At 40.8% G+C, this 24,398-nt stretch carries 22 protein-coding genes and 1 tRNA gene; 7 read left to right on the forward strand and 16 right to left on the reverse strand.

The genetic code is table 11. The annotated features are described in order from the left end of the window. Positions 1-12: 12 nt before the first annotated feature. The 10 genes from HMPREF1528_RS01745 to HMPREF1528_RS01790 all read right to left on the reverse strand — a co-directional run bounded on the left by HMPREF1528_RS01745 (position 13) and on the right by HMPREF1528_RS01790 (position 9,415). A complete protein-coding gene (locus HMPREF1528_RS01745; protein WP_016478387.1) occupies positions 13-369 on the reverse strand; it encodes a DUF4377 domain-containing protein in 357 nt (118 codons plus the stop codon). Positions 370-384: 15 nt separating this feature from the next. After that, a complete protein-coding gene (locus tag HMPREF1528_RS01750; protein WP_016478388.1) occupies positions 385-2,340 on the reverse strand; it encodes a glycogen debranching enzyme N-terminal domain-containing protein in 1,956 nt (651 codons plus the stop codon). A gap of 176 nt (positions 2,341-2,516) precedes the next feature. Next, positions 2,517-2,972: an SMI1/KNR4 family protein gene (locus tag HMPREF1528_RS01755; protein ID WP_016478389.1), complete on the reverse strand. Its 456-nt coding sequence runs from the start codon at positions 2,970-2,972 to the stop codon at positions 2,517-2,519. A 113-nt stretch (positions 2,973-3,085) separates the two neighbouring features. After that, positions 3,086-5,050 (reverse strand): alpha amylase C-terminal domain-containing protein, encoded by a 1,965-nt coding sequence (locus tag HMPREF1528_RS01760; RefSeq protein WP_016478390.1) that lies wholly within the window; start codon positions 5,048-5,050, stop codon positions 3,086-3,088. Positions 5,051-5,152: 102 nt separating this feature from the next. Then, positions 5,153-5,623, reverse strand: a complete 471-nt coding sequence (locus tag HMPREF1528_RS01765; protein WP_016478391.1) for a hypothetical protein — start codon at positions 5,621-5,623, stop codon at positions 5,153-5,155. A 121-nt stretch (positions 5,624-5,744) separates the two neighbouring features. Further along, complete coding sequence (locus HMPREF1528_RS01770) at positions 5,745-6,128, reverse strand: hypothetical protein (RefSeq protein WP_232211450.1); 384 nt, start codon at positions 6,126-6,128, stop codon at positions 5,745-5,747. A gap of 100 nt (positions 6,129-6,228) precedes the next feature. After that, positions 6,229-6,699 carry a hypothetical protein gene (locus tag HMPREF1528_RS01775; protein WP_016478394.1) on the reverse strand — a complete coding sequence of 157 codons (471 nt, stop codon included), beginning with the start codon at positions 6,697-6,699 and terminating at the stop codon, positions 6,229-6,231. After that, positions 6,696-7,667 (reverse strand): papain-like cysteine protease family protein, encoded by a 972-nt coding sequence (locus tag HMPREF1528_RS11940; protein ID WP_016478395.1) that lies wholly within the window; start codon positions 7,665-7,667, stop codon positions 6,696-6,698. Before HMPREF1528_RS11940 ends, HMPREF1528_RS01775 begins: the two co-directional genes overlap by 4 nt. Before the next feature lie 205 nt (positions 7,668-7,872). Beyond that, a complete protein-coding gene (locus HMPREF1528_RS01785; RefSeq protein WP_016478396.1) occupies positions 7,873-9,150 on the reverse strand; it encodes a Na+/H+ antiporter NhaC family protein in 1,278 nt (425 codons plus the stop codon). A 183-nt stretch (positions 9,151-9,333) separates the two neighbouring features. Beyond that, positions 9,334-9,415: transfer RNA gene (locus HMPREF1528_RS01790), tRNA-Leu, on the reverse strand. Between the two features lie 707 nt (positions 9,416-10,122). Here HMPREF1528_RS01790 and thrS point away from each other — a divergent pair. From thrS to rplT, 4 genes are all read left to right on the forward strand, one after another. Continuing rightward, positions 10,123-12,063 carry a threonine--tRNA ligase gene (gene thrS, locus HMPREF1528_RS01795; protein ID WP_016478397.1) on the forward strand — a complete coding sequence of 647 codons (1,941 nt, stop codon included), beginning with the start codon at positions 10,123-10,125 and terminating at the stop codon, positions 12,061-12,063. 106 nt (positions 12,064-12,169) lie between these two features. Continuing rightward, a complete protein-coding gene (infC, locus tag HMPREF1528_RS01800; RefSeq protein ID WP_106096058.1) occupies positions 12,170-12,667 on the forward strand; it encodes a translation initiation factor IF-3 in 498 nt (165 codons plus the stop codon). A gap of 121 nt (positions 12,668-12,788) precedes the next feature. Further along, a complete protein-coding gene (gene rpmI / locus HMPREF1528_RS01805; RefSeq protein ID WP_002674635.1) occupies positions 12,789-12,986 on the forward strand; it encodes a 50S ribosomal protein L35 in 198 nt (65 codons plus the stop codon). Between the two features lie 100 nt (positions 12,987-13,086). Continuing rightward, a complete protein-coding gene (rplT, locus tag HMPREF1528_RS01810) occupies positions 13,087-13,431 on the forward strand; it encodes a 50S ribosomal protein L20 (RefSeq protein WP_002674637.1) in 345 nt (114 codons plus the stop codon). Between the two features lie 105 nt (positions 13,432-13,536). Here the strand turns inward: rplT and HMPREF1528_RS01815 are convergent, their stop codons facing one another. The 6 genes from HMPREF1528_RS01815 to HMPREF1528_RS01840 all read right to left on the reverse strand — a co-directional run bounded on the left by HMPREF1528_RS01815 (position 13,537) and on the right by HMPREF1528_RS01840 (position 21,639). Then, positions 13,537-17,478 carry a DEAD/DEAH box helicase gene (locus tag HMPREF1528_RS01815; protein ID WP_034567761.1) on the reverse strand — a complete coding sequence of 1,314 codons (3,942 nt, stop codon included), beginning with the start codon at positions 17,476-17,478 and terminating at the stop codon, positions 13,537-13,539. Positions 17,479-17,619: 141 nt separating this feature from the next. Then, positions 17,620-18,066 carry a PIN domain-containing protein gene (locus tag HMPREF1528_RS01820; protein WP_016478399.1) on the reverse strand — a complete coding sequence of 149 codons (447 nt, stop codon included), beginning with the start codon at positions 18,064-18,066 and terminating at the stop codon, positions 17,620-17,622. After that, on the reverse strand, positions 18,063-18,332 hold the full coding sequence (locus HMPREF1528_RS01825) for a hypothetical protein (RefSeq protein WP_016478400.1): 270 nt from the start codon (positions 18,330-18,332) through the stop codon (positions 18,063-18,065). The genes HMPREF1528_RS01820 and HMPREF1528_RS01825 overlap by 4 nt, the downstream gene beginning before the upstream one ends. An 86-nt stretch (positions 18,333-18,418) precedes the next feature. Beyond that, the gene (locus HMPREF1528_RS01830) at positions 18,419-19,567 is read right to left on the reverse strand and encodes a hypothetical protein (RefSeq protein WP_016478401.1); all 1,149 of its coding nucleotides are present in this window, start codon (positions 19,565-19,567) and stop codon (positions 18,419-18,421) included. A 45-nt stretch (positions 19,568-19,612) separates the two neighbouring features. After that, positions 19,613-20,635: a hypothetical protein gene (locus HMPREF1528_RS01835; RefSeq protein ID WP_016478402.1), complete on the reverse strand. Its 1,023-nt coding sequence runs from the start codon at positions 20,633-20,635 to the stop codon at positions 19,613-19,615. Positions 20,636-20,919: 284 nt separating this feature from the next. Then, positions 20,920-21,639, reverse strand: a complete 720-nt coding sequence (locus HMPREF1528_RS01840) for a tRNA1(Val) (adenine(37)-N6)-methyltransferase (RefSeq protein ID WP_016478403.1) — start codon at positions 21,637-21,639, stop codon at positions 20,920-20,922. 647 nt (positions 21,640-22,286) lie between these two features. On the opposite strand from HMPREF1528_RS01840, the gene HMPREF1528_RS01845 reads away from it, so the two are divergent. From HMPREF1528_RS01845 to HMPREF1528_RS01855, 3 genes are all read left to right on the forward strand, one after another. After that, positions 22,287-22,694, forward strand: coding sequence for a hypothetical protein (locus tag HMPREF1528_RS01845; protein ID WP_016478404.1), 408 nt, complete (start codon positions 22,287-22,289; stop codon positions 22,692-22,694). Beyond that, positions 22,694-23,206 carry a J domain-containing protein gene (locus HMPREF1528_RS01850; protein WP_016478405.1) on the forward strand — a complete coding sequence of 171 codons (513 nt, stop codon included), beginning with the start codon at positions 22,694-22,696 and terminating at the stop codon, positions 23,204-23,206. The genes HMPREF1528_RS01845 and HMPREF1528_RS01850 overlap by 1 nt, the downstream gene beginning before the upstream one ends. A gap of 202 nt (positions 23,207-23,408) precedes the next feature. Then, entirely contained in the window at positions 23,409-24,329 is a 921-nt protein-coding gene (locus HMPREF1528_RS01855; protein WP_016478406.1) for a hypothetical protein, read from the forward strand. Positions 24,330-24,398: the final 69 nt, after the last annotated feature.

Consider the following 24,398-nt stretch of genomic DNA (forward strand, 5'->3'; position numbering starts at 1 on the left):
GCAAGAAGAGCGTTATTCTAATTTTTGTTTTGAGATGATGCTGATTAACTCATAATCATCGGGCAGGTTACCATCTTGAATAGGGTAGTCATAGATGATTCTCTTGACTTTCAACTGATATTTATAACCTTTTTCAAGGGTAATACCTTTTATTTGGTTGTAGCCAAAACAAAGTTCTTTATTACCTATTAGTGCTTTAAAACATTCGAATTTCACTTCAGGCCAACTAAAGGCTTCTCCCATTTCTCCTGTAATTGTAAGTGTCACTTTTTGTACTTCTTTAACTCCATTATTGGTGTAATCACTTTCTTTACTAAGGCAAGAACAGCACAAGATACATATCAATAATATTAAGATATTTCTTATCATATTAAAGTAACTTTCTCAAAGTGTTGCAGGCATTTGACTCAGTAGCCATTGAGCACGTAATATCTCGGCTACATTCTTAGCTTTGGCAATACAACCGCGTGAGTGGAATGGTGGATTGCCGTCGTAAATAGCCGATATAGTACATACGCCGTGTTCGTTGAGCTCTTCTTCAAAGTTTTCCAAGATAGCTTGCGCTTCTGGCAGGTACTGTGCTCCAAAGATTTTCAGATAAGCCTCTATATAGAACCCAATAAACCAAGGGTGTGCTGACCCGTTGAAGGTGGCTTTGTCTCGCACATATACATTGCCTACACTCACACCTTCATAACGAGGGTTTTGAGGAGATAAACTGCGCAATCCGCGAGGGGTGAGCAATTCTTGGGTAACAATGTCCAATACTCTCTTCTTAGTCTTCTCGTTTATGGGAGCATAGTCAAGCGCACAAACGATGAGCTGATTGGGTCGTACATCTACGTTTTTATTCGTGCGGTTGGCATAGTCGGCAAGGTATTTCTTGTCCTCTATCCAAAAAGTCTCTACAAAGCTCTTTTCGATGGTTTCAGGTAGCGAGAACCATTCGCCGAGAAAGGTTTTGTCTTTTGCCTCTTCTGCTAAGGCAAGCGCGTAACACACGGCATTATACCAGAGGGCATTCACTTCTACTACATAACCATTGCGTGGCACGATAGCGCCGTAATCGCCTTGCGCATCAAACCACGTAAGCGGACGTGTAAGGTCATCACTCCAGATGAGCCCGTTAGCTTCCATACGGATATTCTTATGAGAGCCTTGCTTGTAGGTGTTTAAGATACTTTTGATTGTATCGCCATACTCCTTCCAAATTTGTTTCTTACTCTTAATAGTTTCCTTTTCATACTGTTGAAGCGTCCAAAAGAACCACAACGAGGTGTCGGCATCATATTCAGGGTGTATATTGTGCGTACTGATTTCCTTAGCAAAAAGCCCTTCGTAGAAGTATTTTTGAGTAGAGGTGAGCACGTCTTCAAATATCTTGGCTGTACTGCCCGATAGAGCAATACCTGGCAAGGCAATAAAAGTGTCGCGCATATTGCTGTCGAACCAGTGATAACCTGCCTTGATACGGGTTTCGCCTGCCTTGTGAATAATAAACTGAGAGGCGGCGTACTGCAAGCATTCTTCAAACGAATTGCGGTCGGCGCGCTCTTTGAGGTACTTAGCAAAGTCCTTTGCAAGGTTCTTAGGGTTGGCTTCCTCTAAGCTGGCTGAAAAGACGATGCTTTCGCCTTTCTTGAGGCTCACTTCGAAAGCCCCTACACTTAGGAGGTCTTCTTGGTAGTCATACCCGCGTTCTTTTTCCTTGGTGTAATAGATGTTGTTGTTCCAATAAGCCCCACCGCCAAAATTAGCGAATTTGCTGAGTTGCATATAGAGATAAGGAAACTCTGGGTATAGTTTTACACGCACACCACCGCCTACTGCTTCGGCTTGGGTGTTGGCTACGGGGTTTTGCTTGCTAAGAGAATGGATATCGCGGAAAGCCAAGAGAGGGTTTAGGCGCAAAAGGGTAGCCGAATGGGCTTCTAGTAGCGTATAGCGTATCAATACTTGGGGAGCATTGTGCATCATCAAGATTTCTTTTTTCAGCAATACGCCACCTACTTGGTAAGTAACGGTAAAAGCTTTTTCGTAGGAAATATCTACGATATACTTATGCCCGCGCGGTTCATAGGTACCTTCGTATTTATGAACGCCGAAATTGAAATCGCGTCCGTGCTGAATGATACTTTCATCTAAGGAGGAGAGCATCACGTAGTTTTTGCCTCTAAACTTTTCAATAGGCACTACCAGTAGCCCGTGGTATTTACGGGTATTGCAAAAAACGAGAGTAGAGGAGCAGTAGCCCCCCCCTCGGTTCGTACCGAGAAACTCTCTATCCAGAGAGTATTCAAGATTAATAAGTTGGTCTTTTTTGAATGATAAATAACTCATATTTCAATTAACAATTTACGATTAATAATTTACAATTTAGGTTGTAGTATATACTTTGCCAGCTTCGCTGGAATATCTCACACAGATTTCACGAATCTCACAGATTTCTTCACGGATATTTCTTTTTATAATGTTTATTTGTGCCACGGATTTTAGTACCAAGCTACACTTGGATTTCAGAGATCTTCTTCATCATCACCTTCTTCCTCTAACGCCTTCATAAAGTTTAGAAACCCTTTTGTTAAGTATTTGATAGATTCCTCTGTAAAATCTCCCAAATCCATCAATAACAAAACGATTTTGTTTGTTTCCAAATCTATTGAAAAAAGATTTCCTCCCCAATCTACAGCAAAAGGAAGGTATTTATTAGGAATTCCTTTACTAACAAGATGACTATAGCTTGTAGCGATATCTATATTGCCTAAATCAGTACTTGGGTACTTTATAGGAATGAAAAAACTCACTTCTACATACCCATCATCATCTTCCACATAAAAATAAGTTTTATCTGCAACCCCTCCATTGAAATGAAGGTATTGATTTATAAAGTCGGTGGGCAAGCTATATCCTACTATTTCTTCTAAGGATTTAATATCAGCTTGTGTTAATAGGTTTGATGATTTTGAAAACATAATTCTGTTTTTTAGGTTTGTATTATTTCTCCTAATTGTGTAGTTTCTTTGATTCTTAATAAACAGAGCTACAAACTCACACTTTACGTGAGGCGCACTCATTTTCTAATTTTCTAATCTGCTAATTTCAATACAAATCCTATTCTCGCGGGTATATACAACGATAGCAAATTCTCCTTGCCGGTGTACTGCGTAAAATGCTCTACGCTTTCATCGATGCGGTTGTCGCCTCCAAAGGCGGGGTTATCAGTATTCAGTACCGTTGTGTATTTACCTGCTGGCACATCAAACTGATAATCGGTGTAGGAGGTAGTGGGGTTAAAGCTGAAAACAAATAAGTAGCCACTGCGCTCGAATATGAGTAGCTGTCGCTCGATGTCGCGCACCAATATATGGGGTTCTCGGTCTAGGAACTTACTATCGGTGGCAAAGTGTATCATCGCGCTATCAAAAGCGTTAAGGTATTTAAATTTCAGGTTAGAGTCGTCTACCAAACTCCATAGCCTGCGTGCGTGGGCATAACTCCAGTTGTTGCCAGCACGCGGAAAGTCGATCCACTCAGGGTGTCCCCATTCGTTGCCCATAAAGTTGAGGTATCCCCCACCTGCGGTACCAAGAGTTACCAAACGTATCATCTTGTGGAGTGCCATCGCACGGTCGATGATGAGACTGTGGTCGAACACGCTCATACCCGTATACACTTCCTTATCAGTGAGCCAGAAAAATATCGTTTTATCACCTACCAAGGCTTGGTCGTGGCTTTCGGCATAACTGATGGTGCGTTCTTCGGCGCGTTTGTTAGTCAGTTCGTAATAGATATTGCCTACGTGCCACTGTTCATCGGGGACTTCTTTGAGGAGCTTAATCCAATAATCGGGAATACCCATACTCAGCTTGTAATCGAAGCCTACGCCTTTTTCAGCAATAGGCGAGGCAAGACCGGGCAATCCGCTCATCTCTTCGGCAATGGTCAGCGCTTCGGGGTAGAGCTCGTGAATAAGTTGGTTAGCCATAGTGAGATACACCAAAGCGTCGTCGTCCTCATTGCCATCATAATAGAAACTATAATCGGTAAAGGCTTTGCCCAAACCGTGATCGTAATAAATCATACTGGTAACGCCGTCGAAGCGAAAACCGTCGAAGCAATATTCTTCTAACCAATACTTACAGTTAGAAAGTAAAAAATTCAGTACTTGGGGCTTACCATAGTCAAAACAGCGGGAGTCCCAAGCAGGGTGTTTACCGCGCTCACCGCGGTGGAAGTAAAGATAGTTGGTACCGTCGAAGAGGCTGAGCCCTTCTGCCTCATTGCTTACCGAATGCGAGTGTACAATGTCTAATAGTACACGTATGCCTAAGCCGTGGGCAGCATCGATAAGTTCTTTGAGTTCTTCGGGCGTACCAAAGCGTGAACTCACCGCAAAGAAGTTAGCCACCTGATAGCCAAAAGAACCGTAGTAAGGGTGTTCTTGTATTGCCATCAGTTGGAGAGTGTTATAGCCCAAGGCTGCGATACGGGGCAGTACATAGAGGCGGAACTCTATAAAAGTGCTCACGCGCTGGTGTTCAGTACTCATCCCGATATGTGCTTCGTAGATAAGCGGGTGTGGAACAGCTTTGGGGCGCGGGTGTTGCCAGTGGTAGGGGTGCTCGGGACACCACACTTGGGCGGAAAACACCTTGGTATAATCGTCCTGCACAGCGCGGGTAGTATGTGAGGGGAGGCGTTCGCCACTGCCTCCTTCCCATTCCACAAGTAGTTTGTAGAGCATTTCGTGGCGGAGGATATTAGCAGGAAGACGCAATTCCCAGTCTTGGTCGTTTAGTTTAGTGAAAGAATAGTGTTTGTTTTTTTGCCAGTCGTTGCTATCACAAAGAAGAAAGATAGCCGTTGCATTTGGAGCCCACTCGCGTAGCACCCATTCTGTATGAGTACGGTGCAGACCGTAGTAGAGGTGCGAATTACAAGCATCAGCCAGGCACTTAGCGTCCCCTTGCACTCTATGAAGGACATCGATAAAGTGCTGATGCCTTCCCTGAATAACAGGGAGGTATGGTAGCAATAGTGGGTCGTTCATAAGGTTTGGTATTCTGGCTACGGAAAAGTCAAAAGATTGGCTTTTAGGTAAGTCAATTAAATTCGCTGTAAAATTAATATATTATTTATTTGATAAAAAATATCATTTATCTATTACCATTAAGTTATAGTATTCTCCTGTACTGAGTTCTAATATTTTTAAGATTTTGACTTTTAACACTACATTTTGTTGTTCACCACAATTAAACTCTTTTGTACTATGGATATAATAGGTCTTCCCATTCTGCACCAAAACATAAGCAGTACCACAACTCAAGATAGATTTTTTAAGATTTCTATCCATTGAAACAAGTTTCATGCTTATCTTATCTATCCCCGATTTTCCACAGAATTTTATATCAACTTTAATTTTCGCTGATGATACTTTCATTACCTTTGCCCTATTTTCATAAAAATGATTTAGATTTTCAATAATAGGGATTGTATCCCCATTAGTGAGAACTATATCCATACGAATATCCTCGGGTTGATATTGTTTATCCCTCTCTGTAAAGGAAGATAAGCACGTAATAATTAGTATATTAATTACAAAACATTTGACAATTGTTTTCATTACTCTTTCAATTTTTCGACTACTATTTGGTGATAGGTTTTACCTTTTACAAATATAGAAAAAACTAAAGAGGTTGCTGTTACATCTCTCTTCTTTGACTTTGTTTTTTTGCCCATTCGCTCTATAAAAGGGGCGTTTTTCTCCAAAACAACTGCTGGAAAAGAATCCTTTTCTTGTATAAATAAGCAGTGGTGTCGAGCCTTTTTTTATGATAATAGTTATGTACTTTCCTCTTTATTTTTTTAGGCAAAAAACGCGCTACTGTATCTAAAAAGAAAAAATTATCTCCCTTTTGTCCATCTCCACAAGGGTAAAAACTCGCTTTAAATTCTTTTTGAGTATAATGAATAGAATCTATTTTGTAAACATCTATATCTGTATAAGCATAATAATCAGTATAACAAGACTTACAAGCATAAGTATTGTCAGTAAAAGCAATACAATGTTTTTCTTGTGAGTACAAGGAAAAAGAACAAAAGTACATAAAGACAATAATATATTTCACTTTATGAGTCGTCATTTACCAATAGATTTTACATCCTTAATATAAATCATATCTTTTTGTCCTCCAGTATAAAAGAAAAAATAGTTTTTTATAAAAAATATCATTTATCTATTACCATTAAGTTATAGTATTCTCCTGTACTGAGTTCTAATATTTTTAAGATTTTAACTTTTAACACTACATTTTGTTGTTCACCACAGTTAAACTCTTTTGTACTATGGATATAATAGGTCTTTCCATTCTGCACCAAAACATAAGCAGTACCACAACTCAAGATAGATTTTTTAAGATTTCTATCCATTGAAACAAACTTCATACATATTTTATCCACATCAGATTTGCCACAGAATTTTATATCAACTTTAATTTTCGCTGATGAGACTTTCACTACCTTTGCTTTATTTTCATAGAAATAATTTAGATTTTCAATAATAGGGATTGTATCCCCATTAGTGAGTACTATATCTTTACGAAAATCCTCAGTTTGATATTGTTTATTCCTCTCTGTAAAGGAAGATAGATATGTAACAATTAGCACATTAATTACTAAGTATTTAACAATTGTTTTCATTTCTTATTTTTTATTGATTCTATGACTCTTGACAATATATATTTTTTATATGATATTTCTGATAGAATGTAAGTGTTTCTATCATCTCCAACTCCCTCTATTTTGTGTTCTTTACAATAACAATACAATTTGTTATCTGAAGAAGTGCAAACTTCTGTATTACCCGTTGCGTTATCATAAAAAAGAAAGTAATTACCCTTTTCATCTGTTCCCATTCCTACTATTACTATAAAATGGTCTGATATCCCATCATTACTACTTGAACCAGTTTTACGCTCTACACCACACATTACAGGAGTATTATTTTTTAGAGCTTTTTTCAAGTAGTTCACTGCTTGCTTAAAAGAATCTTTAACATAGCTTATTTTTTCTACTCCATTTTCTTTTACGATTTTTGCTATTTGGTACGATTTTCCTGAAGGTGAGTATCCTACTTTAGTCAATTGTAGTGTCGCTAATTTATAACATCTTGAAGGATCGTCTGTATAAGCAGTACTCCAGTTTACGTGTTGTGAAACCTTAATAACAGGAGCTATGTTTCCCCAATCCCTACATACACATTCCTCGATTCTTAAAGTAACTTCTCTAAAAGAAGTATCACATTCTATTTCATCAACGTATAAAGTGCCTTCTTGCATTGTAGTGGGTATTGACACTTCAAATCTCACAGAAGAATCTTCTGCTACTTTTGCAAAAAGCATAAGCTCATAAACGCCTTTTTCAAACTCTTTATTGTCTTTTTCTTTAATTTTGATTACTATAGTTTCCCCTACTTCAAATCCATCTGTTTGGGCTAACAGAAAAACCTCATCGTGATAATGAGCTTCTTTGATAACTCTCCCTGTCTTATTGTCAACCCATTCAATCTTAATAATACTCTTGTCTCCGGAAGAATTTTTGTCCCATAACACAGCACTCATTGTTTGTCCTGTTTTGTGTAATGTAAATGTAGCTAGTAATTTATCCATATCAATTATTTTTTTAGAGGCTAATCTGTTTGTTTAGAATTTCGCCGTAAAATTAAAACAATATTTTGATAATTGCAAATTTTTTTGCAATTATTTTACAATAATTTTATAGTCTGTTATGATAAACTTATGTAGTTTAATAGAATACAAACACTTATAAAGTAGAAGACATCACTGTTAATGCTCTGTAAAAACAACTTTTTTATTACTTTTTACCCACATAAATATACCCCAAAGTGCCTATCAGCAGTAAATGTAAGTAAATAGCATACATCACCAGCTGGGGGTAATCTATCGTGTCGGCAAATTTGTATAGGGCAATTACCTGCGCTCCATACGGGATAAGCCCCTGGGCATAACAAGAGAAGATATCCAATACCGATGCCACACTGCGCAACGGTATTTTAAACTGTTCAGCAATCGTTTTGCTCGTCTTCGAAGCGATGAGAATAGCCACCGTGTTATTCGCCACGCACACGTCGGCTACTGTCACCAAAAAGCCCATCCCTAAAAGAGCCGACGAGCCACTTTTGATGCGCTGAGTAATGAGGTTCATCAAAAACCGAATCCCGCCAAAATGCTCTACCAAAAACGCCAATCCTCCTATGATAAAGTATAAGAAGAAGGTATCAGCCATTCCCATAAAACCTTTGTGAATATCGGTAGCAAATTGCAAGAAATGAAACTTGCCGTACGCAAGCCCTATCACCCCCGAGATAAGAATACCTAAGAAAAGCGACACAAATACGTTTACCCCAAAAAGCGCTATTACCACCACTGCTACATAAGGCAAAATAAGCACAGCGTTAAAATCGCTATACAACTGATTGTGAAGGTGATTTTCGGCGTCAGGATTTCCTATCAACAGCAGTATGATAACCGCCAGAATCGCCATTGGTATCGCAACTTTAGCATTCGCCTTCATCTTTTCGTTCATCTGACATCCAACCGACTGCGTGGCGGCAATCGTCGTGTCCGAAATAAGAGATAGGTTATCGCCAAACATCGCCCCCGATAGCAGTGATGCGCCTATGAGTGCCGTGTTCGACTGGCTTTGGGTAGCAAGGTCAAACACTATCGGCGAAAGCGTCATAATAGTACCCACCGAAGTGCCCGTAGCAAATGAAAAAAACGATGCAATGATAAAAATCCCTACCGGAAAATACTCTGGCGAGATGTAATACATACCCATATTCACAATACTATGCGTACTTCCCAAAGCATTAGCCACCGAAGCGAATGCCCCAGCCAAAAGTGCAATCATACACATTTGTAGCACATTGCTATCACCCGCCCCTTTAAAGAACAATCCTATTTTCTCTTTCATAGGAGCTCGGTAGATAAGCAAAGCCACTACCACCGAAAAAAGTGCAATAATAGGAGCAGGTAGCGAGTAGAAGTTGTCGAAATACAATCCACTACCTAAAAATAATGCTACGAATACGAGCAGAGGAATAATACTGATGATAGTTGTTTTCTGCATAGTTATTGTCTGTTTTATAGCAAATCAAAATCACTTTTGTGTCCCTTCCCCCCTTCGCTTTTGCAGATTGTCCCCCTTCGGGGGCTCGGGGGCTTTATACTAACACTTGCCAATCTCCTTTATCTTTACCCTACCATAAAAATAAAAAAGCCTTAATTCACTACTGATGAATTAAGGCTCTTGTGCGGGTGAAGGGACTCGAACCCCCACGCCGTGAAGCACTAGATCCTAAGTCTAGCGTGTCTACCAATTTCACCACACCCGCAAATGATGAACGTTTCAATGATTGACGGCGCAAAAGTACAACAGTTTTTTTTAACTGCAAATTTTTTCCGTGTTTTTTTATCCTTAATCTCACCTTAGCCCACCAAAACATTAATTATCAGTTAAGTTTATCAACCAAAAATCATTCCTTCATCTTGCCTTCCTCTTGTTATCGCTACCCCTCTTTTTTTCCGTCACTACATTCCCCCTCATTGAGGGGGCTAGGGGGAGGTTTCTATTACACTTCCGCATTTACTAATTTTCTAATTTGCTAATTCCCTAATTATCCCTTCTCCTTTCCGTCGTACTCCCCCCTAGTGCCTATGGCCTAAGGCCTAGTGCCTCTTCCTCTTTCTTTCGCCTCGAAACCCCGTTTTTAACATTTTTAGCCTTGTTGTATTAAGTTATTAATCAATTATTTATATACCCTTTCTATACCAATCGTCCAAGATTCGTATAAGCTTCCTATAAGCTCTCTTCCGAACTTTTCCGTTTCATTCCGAAAACTCCTAATAGTCCCAATACATCACTTTTGCGGTACACACTTTGCCAAAGTTTTTGCCTGTGCGGCTCGCACCTTTGGCAAAGTTGAATAAACTGACAATCCTCATTTTCTAAATATTTTCTTCATTATTTATTGTCAATTACTAATTATTTTGTACTTTTGCACTTTCTAACACAACAACACCAATTTTCAACAACAAAAAAATGATTAAAATCACACTACCCGACGGCTCTGTAAAAGAGTACCAAAGTGGGATTACTCCCGCCGAAATCGCAGCCTCTATCAGCGAGGGACTGGCGCGTAACGTCCTTTCTGCCAGCTTCAATGGCAATACCATAGAAACCGTTACCCCCTTGACGACCGACGGTAGTTTAACATTATACACTTGGGATAGTCCCGAAGGTAAAAAAGCTTTCTGGCACTCCTCAGCGCACATCTTGGCACAAGCGCTCGAAGAGCTCTATCCCGGTATCAAGCTCACCATAGGTCCTGCCATCGCTAATGGTTTCTATTACGATGTCGATTTCAACGGCAAACCGATTTCCGAAAAAGATTTTCCTGCTATCGAAGCTAAATTCTTGGAAATAGCACGAGGCAAACACCCTTTCAAAATGCGCCCTGTGAGCAAAGCCGAAGCCTTGTCGTACTACGCAGGCAAAAATGAGTACAAAACTGAACTTATCGAAGCCCTCGAAGATGGTACGATCACCTTCTGCGACCATAGTACCTTCACCGACCTTTGTCGTGGGGGGCATATCCCTAACACAGGCTTTGTAAAAGCCGTAAAAGTACTCAGCGCTGCTGGGGCTTATTGGCGTGGTGATGAGCACAACCCACAACTCACTCGTGTGTATGCTATCTCATTCCCTAAACAAAAAGAACTCACCGAATACCTCGAACTGCTTGAAGAAGCTAAAAAACGCGACCACCGTAAGCTCGGTAAAGAACTTGAACTCTTTACCTTCTCTAACAAGGTAGGACAAGGCTTACCGCTCTGGTTACCCAAAGGAGCTGCCTTGCGCGAACGCCTCGAAGCCTTCTTGCGCAAAGCCCAAAAACAAGCCGGTTACGAGCAGGTAGTTACTCCGCATATCGGTCATAAGAATTTGTATGTAACCTCAGGTCACTGGGATAAATACGGGAAAGATAGTTTCCAACCCATTGCCACCCCTAACGAAGGTGAGGAGTATTTACTAAAACCGATGAACTGTCCGCATCACTGCGAGATATACAACTCACACCCTTGGAGTTATAAAGATTTGCCAAAGCGTTTCGCCGAGTTTGGTACAGTATATCGCTATGAACAAAGTGGCGAGTTACACGGTTTAACCCGTGTGCGTTGCTTTACCCAAGACGATGCGCACATCTTCTGTACTCCTGAACAGTTAGACGACGAGTTCAAACACGTAATCGATTTGGTGCTCTATGTATTCGGTTCTCTTGGATTCGACAATTTTACGGCACAAGTATCGTTGCGCGACCCCGAAAACCCTACCAAGTACATCGGTAGTGATGAGAATTGGGCAAAAGCCGAAAACGCCATCATCAACGCTGCGAAAGAAAAAGGCTTGAGCTATGTAATCGAAACAGGTGAAGCTGCTTTCTACGGACCCAAACTCGACTTTATGGTGAAAGATGCCTTAGGCAGAAGCTGGCAACTCGGTACCATTCAGGTAGATTACAACCTCCCAGAGCGTTTCGACCTTTGGTATAAAGGCGCTGATAATGAAATGCACCGCCCTGTAATGATTCACCGTGCGCCTTTCGGAAGTATGGAGCGTTTTGTAGCCATTTTATTGGAACACACTGCCGGAAACTTCCCATTATGGCTCAACCCAACACAGGCTATCGTACTATCATTGAGCGAAAAATATGAAAATTATGCTCAAAAAGTTTTGAGATTGTTAGAAAATTCCGATATTCGCACCCTGATAGACAATCGTGCTGAAACTATGGGCAAAAAAATACGCGAAGCCGAAACCCAAAAAATCCCGTATATGCTCATTGTAGGCGAGAATGAAGAGAAAGAAGGCACCGTATCAGTGCGCAAACGCGGTGGTGAGGATTTAGGAAGTATGAGCGTAGAAGCCTTCGCTAAACTCATCAACGACGAAATAAATAAGAGTATTAAACAATTCCAATAGCCCTTCTCCCTCCCCTCGGGGGAGGGGTTGGGGTGGGGATAAAATTTAAATAGCCATCATAAAAAAAAGTAACACACCGGGCAGAGATGACAAACAACCTCATCGTATCAATCGCGATATCCGCGTTCCTGAGGTGCGTTTGGTAGGGGAAAACGTCGAAGGAGGCGTATACCCCACTCGCAAAGCATTAGAAATTGCTAATGAATTAGAACTCGATTTGGTGGAAATTTCACCAAACGCCACACCTCCTGTTTGTAAGGTAATCGATTATAAGAAATTCCTTTACGAACAAAAGAAGCGTGAGAAAGAGATGAAAGCCAAAGCTACCAAAGTAGTAATTAAGGAAATTCGCTTCGGCCCTCAAACCGATGACCACGACTATGAGTTTAAGAAGAAACACGGCGAGAAGTTCCTCAAAGAAGGTTCCAAAGTAAAAGCCTATGTATTCTTCAAAGGTCGTTCTATCATCTATAAAGACCAAGGGGAAATCCTCCTTTTGCGCCTCGCCACCGACCTCGAAGACTATGGCAAAGTAGAACAAATGCCTAAACTCGAAGGAAAACGTATGACGATGTTCCTCGCACCCTTACCCAAGAAAAAATAATCCCCTCCCTAACCCTCCCCCAAGGGGAGGATAAAAGTGAGGGCAAAAATAAACTCCCATAACTCCCCTCCTTGGGAGGGGCAGGGGGAGGACGGAATTATATCAATAAAAATCTAAGCAAATGCCAAAAATTAAAACTAAATCTGGAGCTAAAAAGCGTTTCAAGCTCACCGGCTCTGGTAAAATCAAGAGAAAACACGCGTTCAAAAGCCACATCTTAACTAAGAAAGCTAAAAAACGCAAGTTAGCACTCACCCACGCTACGCTCGTTCACTCTAACGACGAAGCAAGCGTGAAGAAACAATTAGGCTTAAAATAATTGTTTAAATAGTAGGAAATTAATAACCGTGGAGTAGGTACCCCTAAGAGTTTGTTTTAAGCACAAACCACCTGCTACAAAAATTAAAAAAAAGGAATTTATGCCAAGATCAGTAAATGCTGTAGCTCGTAGAGCTCGTAGAAAAAAAATAATGAAGCAAGCCAAAGGTTTCTTTGGCCGCAGAAAAAACGTTTGGACGGTAGCCAAAAACGCTGTTGAGAAAGCAATGCAGTACGCTTATCGCGACCGCCGTAACAAGAAGAGAACCTTCCGCGCTTTGTGGATTGTGCGTATCAACGCAGGAGCTCGCTTGCACGGATTGTCTTACTCTCAATTTATGGGTAAACTTAAAGCAGCTGACATCCAGCTCAACCGTAAAGTTCTTGCCGATTTGGCAATGAACCACCCCGAAGCGTTCAAAGCTATTGTAGAAAAAGTAAAATAAACGTTTAACTAAAGATATAATTTCGTATAGAAAAAGCGACTCCTTAGGAGTCGCTTTTTTATTTTTCTTGTTACGTTCTTTCTGATATTCCACCTGCCTGTGCACTCATTTTGCCCATTTTCTTTTGTAGTCAAAGCCGGCATTGAGCAATATTTTTTCCTTGTGCAGGTCTTCTAAATAGGCTAAATCGTTGTTGTAAAGAGGTTTGCTGAGGCATTCTACAGCTACGGGCTTACCTTCTTTGGGCTCTAACAAAATATCGATAGTATAACCCCCAAACTCGTAGTCCATAGTGATACGCTGGTCGGGGTATTTTTCTTTGAGCTGACGGTAGGTTTGTTCTTTAAAAGCACTTTTACTTTGTTGGTCGATATCGGTGTGTTTGTGTCCGTAGAGGTCGAGTTCCGATAGAATTTCACGGCGGAGGGCATCATTGCCGTCGCTTACAGCACGGGCGTAGGCGAGGTAGGTGTAGAGCACAGCGCGGCGGTTGTTAGCACCTTCTTGTGCTAAAGCCTCTTTATAGGTGGCTAACAATTCTTCGGGGATAGAGTTACACACGTATATCTGTTCCTTGGCTCGGGTGATAATCACGTTTAGCAGTTTGTAGCCTTTGGAGAAGTTCAGCGGACCAAAACTCTGTACGAACTTGCCGCCTTTCTTCTTGCCATAAGTTACCGATAAGATGATGATATCACGCTCGTCACCTTGTATGTTCTCCAAGTTCTTGATAAAGAGTCCTGCTTGCTCTAAGGCGTTGATTTTCTCGCGGAAAGCCGTTTGAGTAGGGTCGTTTTGCTTTTGGAGTATCTGTTTGCGTATGTAGTTGCGCTGGGTGATATTAAAGGTTGCAATCCCCACCGATGGGTAACTACCGTCGGCACGAGGTTCTATTTGTGAGAGGATACGCAATACTTCGGTGGCTTCCTCACGATTGATATGCTCATCAAAAGTACCATTTACCTGAGTGAAATGGATAGGGATACGACTTTCGGTGCTGGGTAGCGGACGCAATCGGGCGTTGTAGAAAGCGTGGTTAGAGAAATCAATCAGATAAGGGTGTTTAGAACGATAGTGAAAATCTAAATGGTTCTTACTGAATTGGTATTCCAAAGCGTAATCCAAGAGCGACTCTATGTTCAGCATCGCATTTTTGTAGGTGAGCACTTTATCTTCTTCCTCGTTGTCGTCCTCATCTTCAGCACTACCGTCGAATACTTTGCTAAAGTAGTTAGACGGAGGCATTTGGTGTTCATCACCTGCGATGATAATTGTCTTGCCTTTGAGCATAGCCGGCAGGTTGTCTTCGAGTTTCAGCTGACTTGCCTCGTCAAACACCACATTGTCAAAATAGAAATTCTTGCCCTCAAACAGATTGCAACAAGCATCGGGGGTGGTGAGGATAATAGGGAAAAAACTCGTAAAGAGGTCGGTGTCCTTCATCGCTATTTGTCTCAAGGTAAGTCGGTTGTGTTTTTCACTTTTGCGTTTGTTGTAGAGGTTCGCCACAGTGAGCTCTTTGTTGGTCTCTTCAAACGTTTTTACAGCTTTGCGTTGCTGGGTATTCCAGTAGCCCTCGATAAAATCTTTTTGGGTAGAGGCAAAGTAGTGTACTTTCTTTTTAAAGTCGGTGTAATTTTGCTCGTTGAAGTTCAGCGTATCATCGGCATTTCGTTGCAAGAGCAAGGTGTAATAGGCGTAGAGGAAGGAAGCTTCCCAATGGGTTACTTTGGTAAGTGATAAAACAATGCGCTCTTGGAAATCGTTGAGCGATTGGAAGAATGCAAACCACTCGTACTGAGCTACCAAAGGCTGTGCAGGATCGGCTTGATAGCTGCTGTAAGTCGCCAAACTGCGGGTGATAAAGGCTTCAAACTCGGCAAAGGTATTGCCAAAATTGACAGTGTCGAGCCAACTATCAGCTTCTATACGGTTTTTAAGCGATTTCACTTCGCTTATGAGCTTGTCTAAATCGGCGTTTACAAACGAGCGTTCGTAGTAATTCAGCAGGTCTAAGGCAGCAAAATCAGCATTGGCTTTGCTGTCGAAATCGGTTTGCGCTTGGGCAATAGCAGAAGTGTACTCGGCGATAACAGTTTTGTTGAGCAATAAGTTATCCGAAATAGCAATCGACGAAAAATTGCGGTGCAAACTGAGTGCTTTAATTGCAGTACAGAGTTCTTGCAAGCGTTTTTGAGTTTTCAGCACCTGCTTTTTCTCGGCAGAAAAGAGTGCTGAGAATTTATAGAAAAATCCTTTGGTCACCTCTGGTTGATACACAGGTGAAGTAGGAGGGAGGGTAGCGGTAATCAGCTCATACTCATTGCGATATTGCGCTAATGTGTCCAGCTGCTGTATAAATTCTTCTTTGCGTTTGTGCAAGTAATAGGCTTTATAAACAGCTATTTGTTGCTGGATAACCTCCCATTGTTGTGCGTATTGCTTGAAGGCTTCGGCGAGTTGTTGCTGGGTGTTAAACAGATTGGTAGCGGTGAGTTTTTTGGGGTTGAACAGATGATTTTGGGCGTAGGGTGCATATCGCTGATAGAGTGCCTCACCTTGTTGCCAAAGGGGTGCGAGAGAGGCAAATTCTTCATCGGTAAACTGAAAGGAAAAAGCCGAGAGGTCGAGTTCTTCTCTATCTGTTTCGTAGCGCATTAGCTCCGCCATTACATCTGTCCACGACAGTTGGTTGAGGAGCGGTTGGTTGAGTTTGTGGTGAATAGCATTGATATCTGTTGTGATTTTGCGCATTGCTTGCACTTGTTCGGCAAGGAGATTTTCGAGGAAGGCTGGTGTTTCTTTTTTAAACTCGGCATTATCTATATGGTTACGCACAGCATCAACAATGAACCTACGGTCGGCAATAGCATCTTTTATCATTGTACAATACCTGCCCAAACCTTTGTTTTGCAAGACGTTGTAGAGCACTTCGAGGGCTGTTTGTTTCTCGCAGACTACTAATGTTTTCTGTTTGTTTTCCAAAGCATTGATGAGAATCGCCGTGAGCGTTTGGCTCTTACCCGTACCTGGGGGACCTTGAATAAGTATTTTCTGTTGACTTTTCAGCGATTCCAAAATCGACTGTTGAGAGGGGTCGGTTTCAATAGCACTTAGCGATTGGAATTGTTCGTTGGCTGTTGCCTGCAAAGGTACAAATTCCTTTTTCAGCGATTCGTAATCGTTGATAATGTTCTGTTTTTGCACTTCAAAGAGGGAGAGAATACCGCTTTTTTCTATAAAAGCATCACCCTTGTTAGGCAAAAGTTCTTCGTATGCTGCTTTGGTTTTTAGAGGGAGAATCTCGGTATAGTTGTTCAGCAAGAAATCCAAGTTTTGGGTAACTTTCAGTTGGTTGAGGATATCCGAGCAAAGAGAGTGCAGTTCAGGTTTATCGATTTTGCCGTCTTCCAGCATCTCGTCGGGGATAGGTTTAAGGCTTACGCCCGAATCGTTTTGCAGGTGGTTGATGAGCACCTCATTTAGGTAGATAGGGTCTTCCTCGCTTCGGCTTATTACCCACGTATTCATTTGGTTAGCTGGCTTTATCTTCACCGACCAAATCAGGATAGGGGCAGCCGTGAGTTGTCCATCGCCCATATCCCGACGCAATAGTATGGGGAAACCAAAGCCGAGTGTGTTCACCCCTTTTTCCGAAGTGATAACCTCGCTTTGAAACATCAGGTTTTCGATACTATCTACGAGTTTTTCCAGCGCTGCTTCCCTTGTACCCTTTTCTTTTACTGATTTTCCTTCTTCTTCTTTTTCATTCACTTTTACGGCTTGTCCCTCTTCGGGAGTTCGCGAGCCAGCTCCTCTATGATCAATATCCGTACTTTCGGTATCGTGAATAGAAAACGAAAAGTTGAGATTGCGTAAGGTCAGTAAGTCGAGGATAAAGCGTTCGGGCAAGCTCTTGAATATAGCCGAAAGTCTTGCGATATCAAACTTATAGCGCGAAGCACCAGGAAGTGCATTGAGGTGCACGCCACGACGGTTACCCACTTTCAGTTTGTTTTGCAGAGCAGTAAATACTTCTTGGTTCATCTTCTGTGAAATGCTAAAATAACGAGGCAAAGGTAGTGTATTATTAGTAGATAAGCAAGTACACTCATTAACAAATAATTAATCTTAGCGTAGCAGTCGTAGCACGGCAAGTTTTGTTTGTGATATGAAGCTATTGTTGTTTTAAGTTCTCTTCTTGTAGCGTTTAGCTTTGAGGTCTTTGGTTGTTACACAAATATCGTATCCCTTTTCTTTTAAACCATTCGATAGTTTTAAGTCGCAAGTCCAGATTTTATGTCCTTTCTCAAGGTGAAGTGCAATAAAAGGATAGTCATCAGGGTCTATTGATTGTGCTATATCTTTAGCTTTGTTTATATATTCCTTTGGAATATCTTTAACTTTGAAAAAAGTAATATTCTGTATAAATTCTTTGAGAAGGGCATTTGCTTGTTGTTTAGACAAATGATTGTCTTTCATAATTTCAGGCAAGTGCTCTTCTACCTCATCTAAAAGATAATCAGGGGCGGTAAACTGAATTGTTTTCTTTTTATCACTCAATATGGTAGCTATAACTCCTTTTGGTTTATAGAAACAGCTATAAATAATGTTGGTGTCCGAAATTACTATCATATAGCTTGTTTTTCTTCTAATTTTGCAAGGTCTTCGTCCCAACGGCGTGCAATGTTTTTATTAGATTCTTTAGACATTGCCATAATTTTTTCACGGTATTTAATTGGAATACCGTACTCGTCTTCTTCAACTTCTTCAGTTGTTGCGGGTATTACTTTTTTAGCCTCTTTTGTTTTGGTAACCTTTACAAAGTCAAGACTTTTTGCGTACTTTATAAAGCTCATCGCCATTGGGCTATCACTGGTAATAGTAAGAGTATAAGTCATAATATTCTGTATTTTTTGAGGCAAAAATATAAAACTTTTATCAATTAACAAAAAGGTTTCTTCTGAAGGTCTTTCTAGCTTCTTTCCTAATCTATATACTCCTCAAACCACTCTTGCACCTTCTCTTCTTCAATAGCAAAAGGAGCGCAGGCAGCCAACTGCTGTAGAGCTTCAGCGGTATCGGCACGTTCTTCAGTTTCGATGTTAGGCAGGTTGTTTATCACCTGCATAAGCGTTACTAAAAACCCTTTAGCCTCTTTTTCATCTTTAGCCTTTTTAATAGCTTTGAGCGCAGCTTTGTAGGCTTTCATCGCTTCACGTCCGTTTTTGCCTTCCCAATTAGTAAATGGAATATTGTACTCGGTGGCAAACCACGTTTTCTTGCGCAACTGCGATACCGAAGCATACTCAAAACTATGAGTCTTGTTTACCTCTTTCAGCTCTTCTTTCAGGCGCTTGCCCGTGAGTTCTTCGGCATTCCAAACAATAAAATAATTGAGATCTTTCCACGTGCTCAGCGGTGGGAAGCCCGTCATATCAGGGCAGTAGCGCACCCCTATAGCAGTAAGCTGGGGCATCTGTGCCAAAGCCTCAAAGTTGCAAAGGCTTCCCCATAAAGTTACACTTTTAAGCTGTTTGAACTGTAACAGACTCCCGCAGTCAAACGCTTGCCCTATTATAGGCATACTTATTTCAATCCTCTCGATGTCTTTCAAAGCAGGAAAGTGAGGCAGAACGACAGGCTCATTACTCTTCTTATCAGTCTCAATACCAAAAGTAATATTCTTTACCCCCATAGCGCTTTCTATTGTTATCTTATCCGGATTCCCCCCAAGAACAACACTTCGCAAGTATGTATTATCGAGCTTGATAGAAAACTCGAATCCGTTGTTATGCACAGATAAGTGTCTTATTTGAGCATTAGTAAAATCTACTGAAGCAGGAGCGAGTAACTTCCAAACAAAATTTTCAATCTCGTGTCGTTTTGACCATTCTATAAAACTACTATCGTTGCCTATGTAATAGAAACCGCGAGGCCAGTTACCTCCTGCGGGTATTTCCAAACCGTTAAAAGCCGTCCATTGTATAGGCGTATCGGCATCAACGTAGGCATCAGCTTTTTCGCCCATCTTTTTAGGAGCAATGCTAAAGCCCCCTTGTCCAGCGGATATATTTACGGTGTGGCTGTTTTCCCCCGTAAGGGAAAGGCTGAATTTTCCTATGGGTACTATCATAGTGTGATTATTTTGTTGCAAAGATAATAAATAATAGACAATCTTTTACTTCAAGTAGCTGATATTTCCGTTCTCGAAAACCCCTATCCCATTTTGGGAGGTGAGGAACAGTAATTTGCCTCTCACAAGTAACAACTTCTTTATCGCCATTTTAGCACCCATAGCCAAGGGCTCTCTCTCCCAGCGAAGCTTAGGTTCGCAGAGCAGTTCTAAGTTGGCTATTTTTCCGCTTTCAGATAAAGAGGTTTTGTAAATACCCTTTTGGGTGGCAATATAGAGCGTTTGGGTCACAGGGTCAATGGTGGAAGCTCTTATAAAAAGACGGTTGTTTAGGTCAAAATCATCATCATTGAGTATTTTCTCGGCAGTGTAATTGTCTATCTTAAAAATATCGCCCGAATTGATGAGATGTTGTAAACCTGAAGCAATATACACGGCATCGGTTTTGCCATCACTGAAAATGCTCTGTGGAAAAAACAATCCTAGCTCAAGGTTTTCGATAGAGCGGTTAAGAGGTTTGCGTTCCTTGCTATCGAACAATTGGAAGCTACCGCCAAATTCACCATAAAAATTGGTCATCCAAATCACGTCGTGCGCATCAACGAACACGCAAGAAGGAAAGCGAAAGAACTCTTTTGCGCGCTTTTCTATCCTAATACCTACAGTGGTCTGCTGCGGAAAGGCTGTCCAATAAGTATGGGTAAGTGGTGCGTAGAGCGCATTGCGGATAATGAGATAAGGTTCGTTTTGCGAATTGAAAACAATATGTTCTATAGTATAAGGCTTTTGCATTGCGTGCAGTAATTGCAAGCCTTTATCAGAAAGGGTGAAGAGTTTACCGTTGTTCGTGCCTACTACTACGTTTTGTTGTTTGTCCGAACCGATTGCCGTAAAAGTAAATCTTGAATTATGAGTTACAGTTTTTTTCTTTTCGGTAGAAAGATTCCAGCACTTGATTTTACCGTCGGTTGTGACGGCATAGAGCAGGGAGTCTTTGGCAATCATATCCTTAATAGTAGGTTGGGCAAAGGTAAAGCAAGAGACGAAAAAGGCAATGAATTTAAGCATTTTAGAGTTTATTATTTAGAGAGCAAAGATAAGAAAAATTAACCGAATTGCCTAATTCAGTAATATACTAATTTTGCAGTTTTTTTTAATCATTTTACATTTTCAACATTTTTCTTCAGTATTTCTTAGAACCTCTTTTCTCTGTTGATATTCAGTTTTCTAACACCTTATTTTGCCTTACTTTCGGTCAAAGTAGGTCAAAAGTAAAAGATAGGAGCAAATAAGAAATATTGATTGTTAATGATTTCTATTTAATAGTTAGCTTATCTCCTTATAGCTCGACCCTAATTTCTATTTCCTAAATTTAAATAAAAATCCTTTGTGAGCGACTTGTACGCCTCAGTATAAACCCCGCGTTCCTTCTCAATAATAAGTACATCGATAGGGTAGGAGGAGAGCTCTTTTCTACTCAGTAGTAGCATACTCCGTTTTAGTTCAGCCGTAGCATTGCCTCGCGTATGAGTGATTTTCTGAGGAAAAAGACCATAACCCGACGCAAGAGCGATAAACCCTTTGGTTTCACTATAAGGCAAAATAACACTAAAAACACCCTCGTCCGTCAGTAATTGGCTTACCCCTTCTAAGAGCTCCGAAAACGAAAGCGTATCAGTAAACCGAGCCGTGTTGCGCGCTTTTTCAGCTGTTTTATAATCAGCGGTATAGAAAGGCGGATTAGAGATGATAAGGTCGTACACTTCATCTATCTCCAAAGCAAATTCCTGAAACGAAGCGTGATAGCAAAACAAGCGGTCGCCCCATTGGCTCTCTTCGAAGTTCTCCGTGCATTCTATATAGGCTTTTTCGTCTATTTCCACGGCATCAATCACAGGAGCGTCAGAGCGTTGAGCTAACATTAGCGACAATAAGCCCGTCCCCGCCCCAATATCCAGTATACTTTTAGGATTCTCAATAGGCGTCCACGCCCCCAATAGCACTCCATCAGTGCCTATCTTCATCGCACTTTGTGCTTGCTTTACGCTAAATTGCTTAAACTTAAATATCATATTCTCTTTGCTCCTTCCTCCAAGGTTATCAGTTTTTAATACAAAAAAGTCGTTCTACCCCTTTTTCAACCTCTTTTTTTTAATTCAAGCAAAGATACAAAATAATTACCAACCAGCAACCCCCTTCTGAATATTTTTTTGACTTTCAGAGTTGCTACCAGCCACATAGGAAATATATTCTACTCATCTACCAATAAAGCAGAATATATTACCATAAAATCATCTTTTTATAGATTCCCACCTTTCGAAAAAGCACCTTTTATCCTATACCAATCTTCCAAGATTCGTTCAAGGTTCGTATAAGGTACCTATATCATAGTATATTTTTCTTTTTGAAAATCCCTATTTTATTTTTCTAATTTCCCCTTACCTAATCGCTTTTTCGTCACCATTCCTAGTGCCTGTGGCCTATGGTCTGAGGCCTCACATTTAATTTCCCAATTTCCTAATTTTCTAATTTCCCAATTTTCCCCCTGCCTATGGCCTAAAGCCTCACATCTATCGCTTTTTCGTCGCCATTCCTAGTGCCTGTGGCCTATGGCCTGAGGCCTCACATTTAATTTTCTAATTTCCCAATTTGTATATTAAAAATTGTTTTTGTAGTTTTGCACCCTCAGTGAAGAATTATATAATAAAATAAGCATACAATGATATATTATTCTATTCTCACAATAAGCGTAGCCTACCTCATTTATATACTTGTAATGCAGGGAACTACCAACTTAAAAAGAGAAAAATCCATTGAAGAAAAACGCCAAAAATGGCAAAATGCTTTGGTAGACGAAGAAGATACCAAAGACAGAATTATGGAACTCATCAAAAGTGAATACGGTGAGCCCACCACAAGTTCTGTCGAAAAAGGTGTATATACCGAAGGTATGCCCGACTTTTTGGTGAAAATGGCGCTCGGTAAACCGTTAGAAGTCCAAAGTGCAGGATTCAAAGGCTCTACTACCGAACGTTGGCACTACAAAACCCTTACCCTCACATTCCAAAATAACAAACTCATCGGCTGGGAAAGCCACGATAACACCTCTCAAAAACCAAGATTATAATGTTAAAGGATTACTACGAAATATTAGGAGTTAGCCAAAAGGCTTCTGACGACCAAATACGCGACGCCTACAAAAAGCTCGCAAAAGCCTATCACCCCGATAAACATCAGGGCGACGATTTCTTTGCCGAAAAATTTAAAAGCCTACAAGAAGCTTACGCAGTCCTTTCCGACCCCGAAAGTCGTAAAGACTACGATGCCGACCTCGCCGCCGAGTTAAAAGGACAAAAGAAAACCGAAGAACCCAAAAAACAAGCTAAAAAGAAAACCTCACAAAAAAATAGCGCCTCCTCAAAAGCTCGTACCGTAAAGGATTTGCCCTCTTTGATAGATATTTATTTCGAACAGAAAATCGCTACCGTAAAAACCCGTAAAGAGTACGACACTTTCTTAGCATCTCCCAAAAAACAGTACTCCTCTTGGGTGAAAATTGTGCTTGTAGTCCTTGTCATCATTTTAAACACCATCTTGCTAAACCCTTCTTTCGGTCTCCTAAAAGGACTTTTGCCTTAATTAAGCACAGTTGATAAATATAAATTGAATAATCAATAAAATTTGCGATATACACTTTGTCAAAGTGCTAAGCCTTTGGTAAAGTCTATCAATGAGGCAAAAACTTAATTTTTTTGATTAATTTCTATAGCCCAAGCGATACTTCATTTTAACGAACGACAAAATTCAACTATCAGCAAACATAGATTTTACAGCTGTTGCCTTGGATACTTTTCGTTATCAATACGAAAACAACGAGGTATACCATCGCTTTTGTACCCTATTGAACTGCCTTCCTAATGAGGTAAACACACTCGAAAAAATACCTTTTCTTCCTATCGAATGTTTTAAAACTGAAAAAGTGTACTGCGGTCACACCACACCTCAGCAGATATTCACCAGCAGTGGTACAACAGGCGCACAAACCTCCCGACACTATGTGAAAGACCTTAGCTTGTATGAACAAAGCTTTCGTAAAGGCTTTGAACATTTCTATGGCAACGTTGAAGATTATGTAGTTTTAGCTCTTCTTCCCTCGTATTTAGAACGCACCGGCTCTTCCCTCATCACTATGGTAGCCGACCTTATTGAGCGCTCAGGTAGTGAGTACAGTGGTTTTTATCTCAACGAATACGACCGCTTAGCTGAGCGTTTGCAAACCCTTGATGCTTCGGGCAAGAAAGTACTGCTCATAGGGGTATCCTTTGCGTTACTCGACCTTATAACCGAGCATACTTTCTCTTTAAAAAATACGATTGTAATGGAAACAGGTGGTATGAAAGGTCGTCGTAAAGAACTCGTGCGCGAAGAATTGCACGCGCTCCTCTGCAAAGGCTTTGGTGTCGAAATGATTCACTCCGAATACGGAATGACCGAACTGCTCTCGCAAGCCTATTCTGCTGGTAAGGGAATTTATAAGTGTGTACCTTGGCTCAAAGTCCTTATACGCGATACGAATGATGCGCTGAGCTATTTGCCTACTGGCAAAACTGGCGGACTTAATATCATCGATTTGGCTAATAGAGAGTCGTGTAGTTTTATTGCTACTCAAGATTTAGGAAAGCTACACCCCGATAGTACTTTTGAAGTATTAGGACGCTTCGACAACGCCGATATCAGAGGTTGCAATTTGCTCATTAGCTAATTTGCGTCGCTATACTTTGCCAAAGTTGCCTGTGCGGCTCGCACCTTTGGCAAAGTTTATTGCCCGTGC

It is taken from the genome of Capnocytophaga sp. oral taxon 336 str. F0502, from assembly GCF_000411575.1.
Taxonomy (GTDB): Bacteria; Bacteroidota; Bacteroidia; order Flavobacteriales; family Flavobacteriaceae; genus Capnocytophaga; species Capnocytophaga ochracea.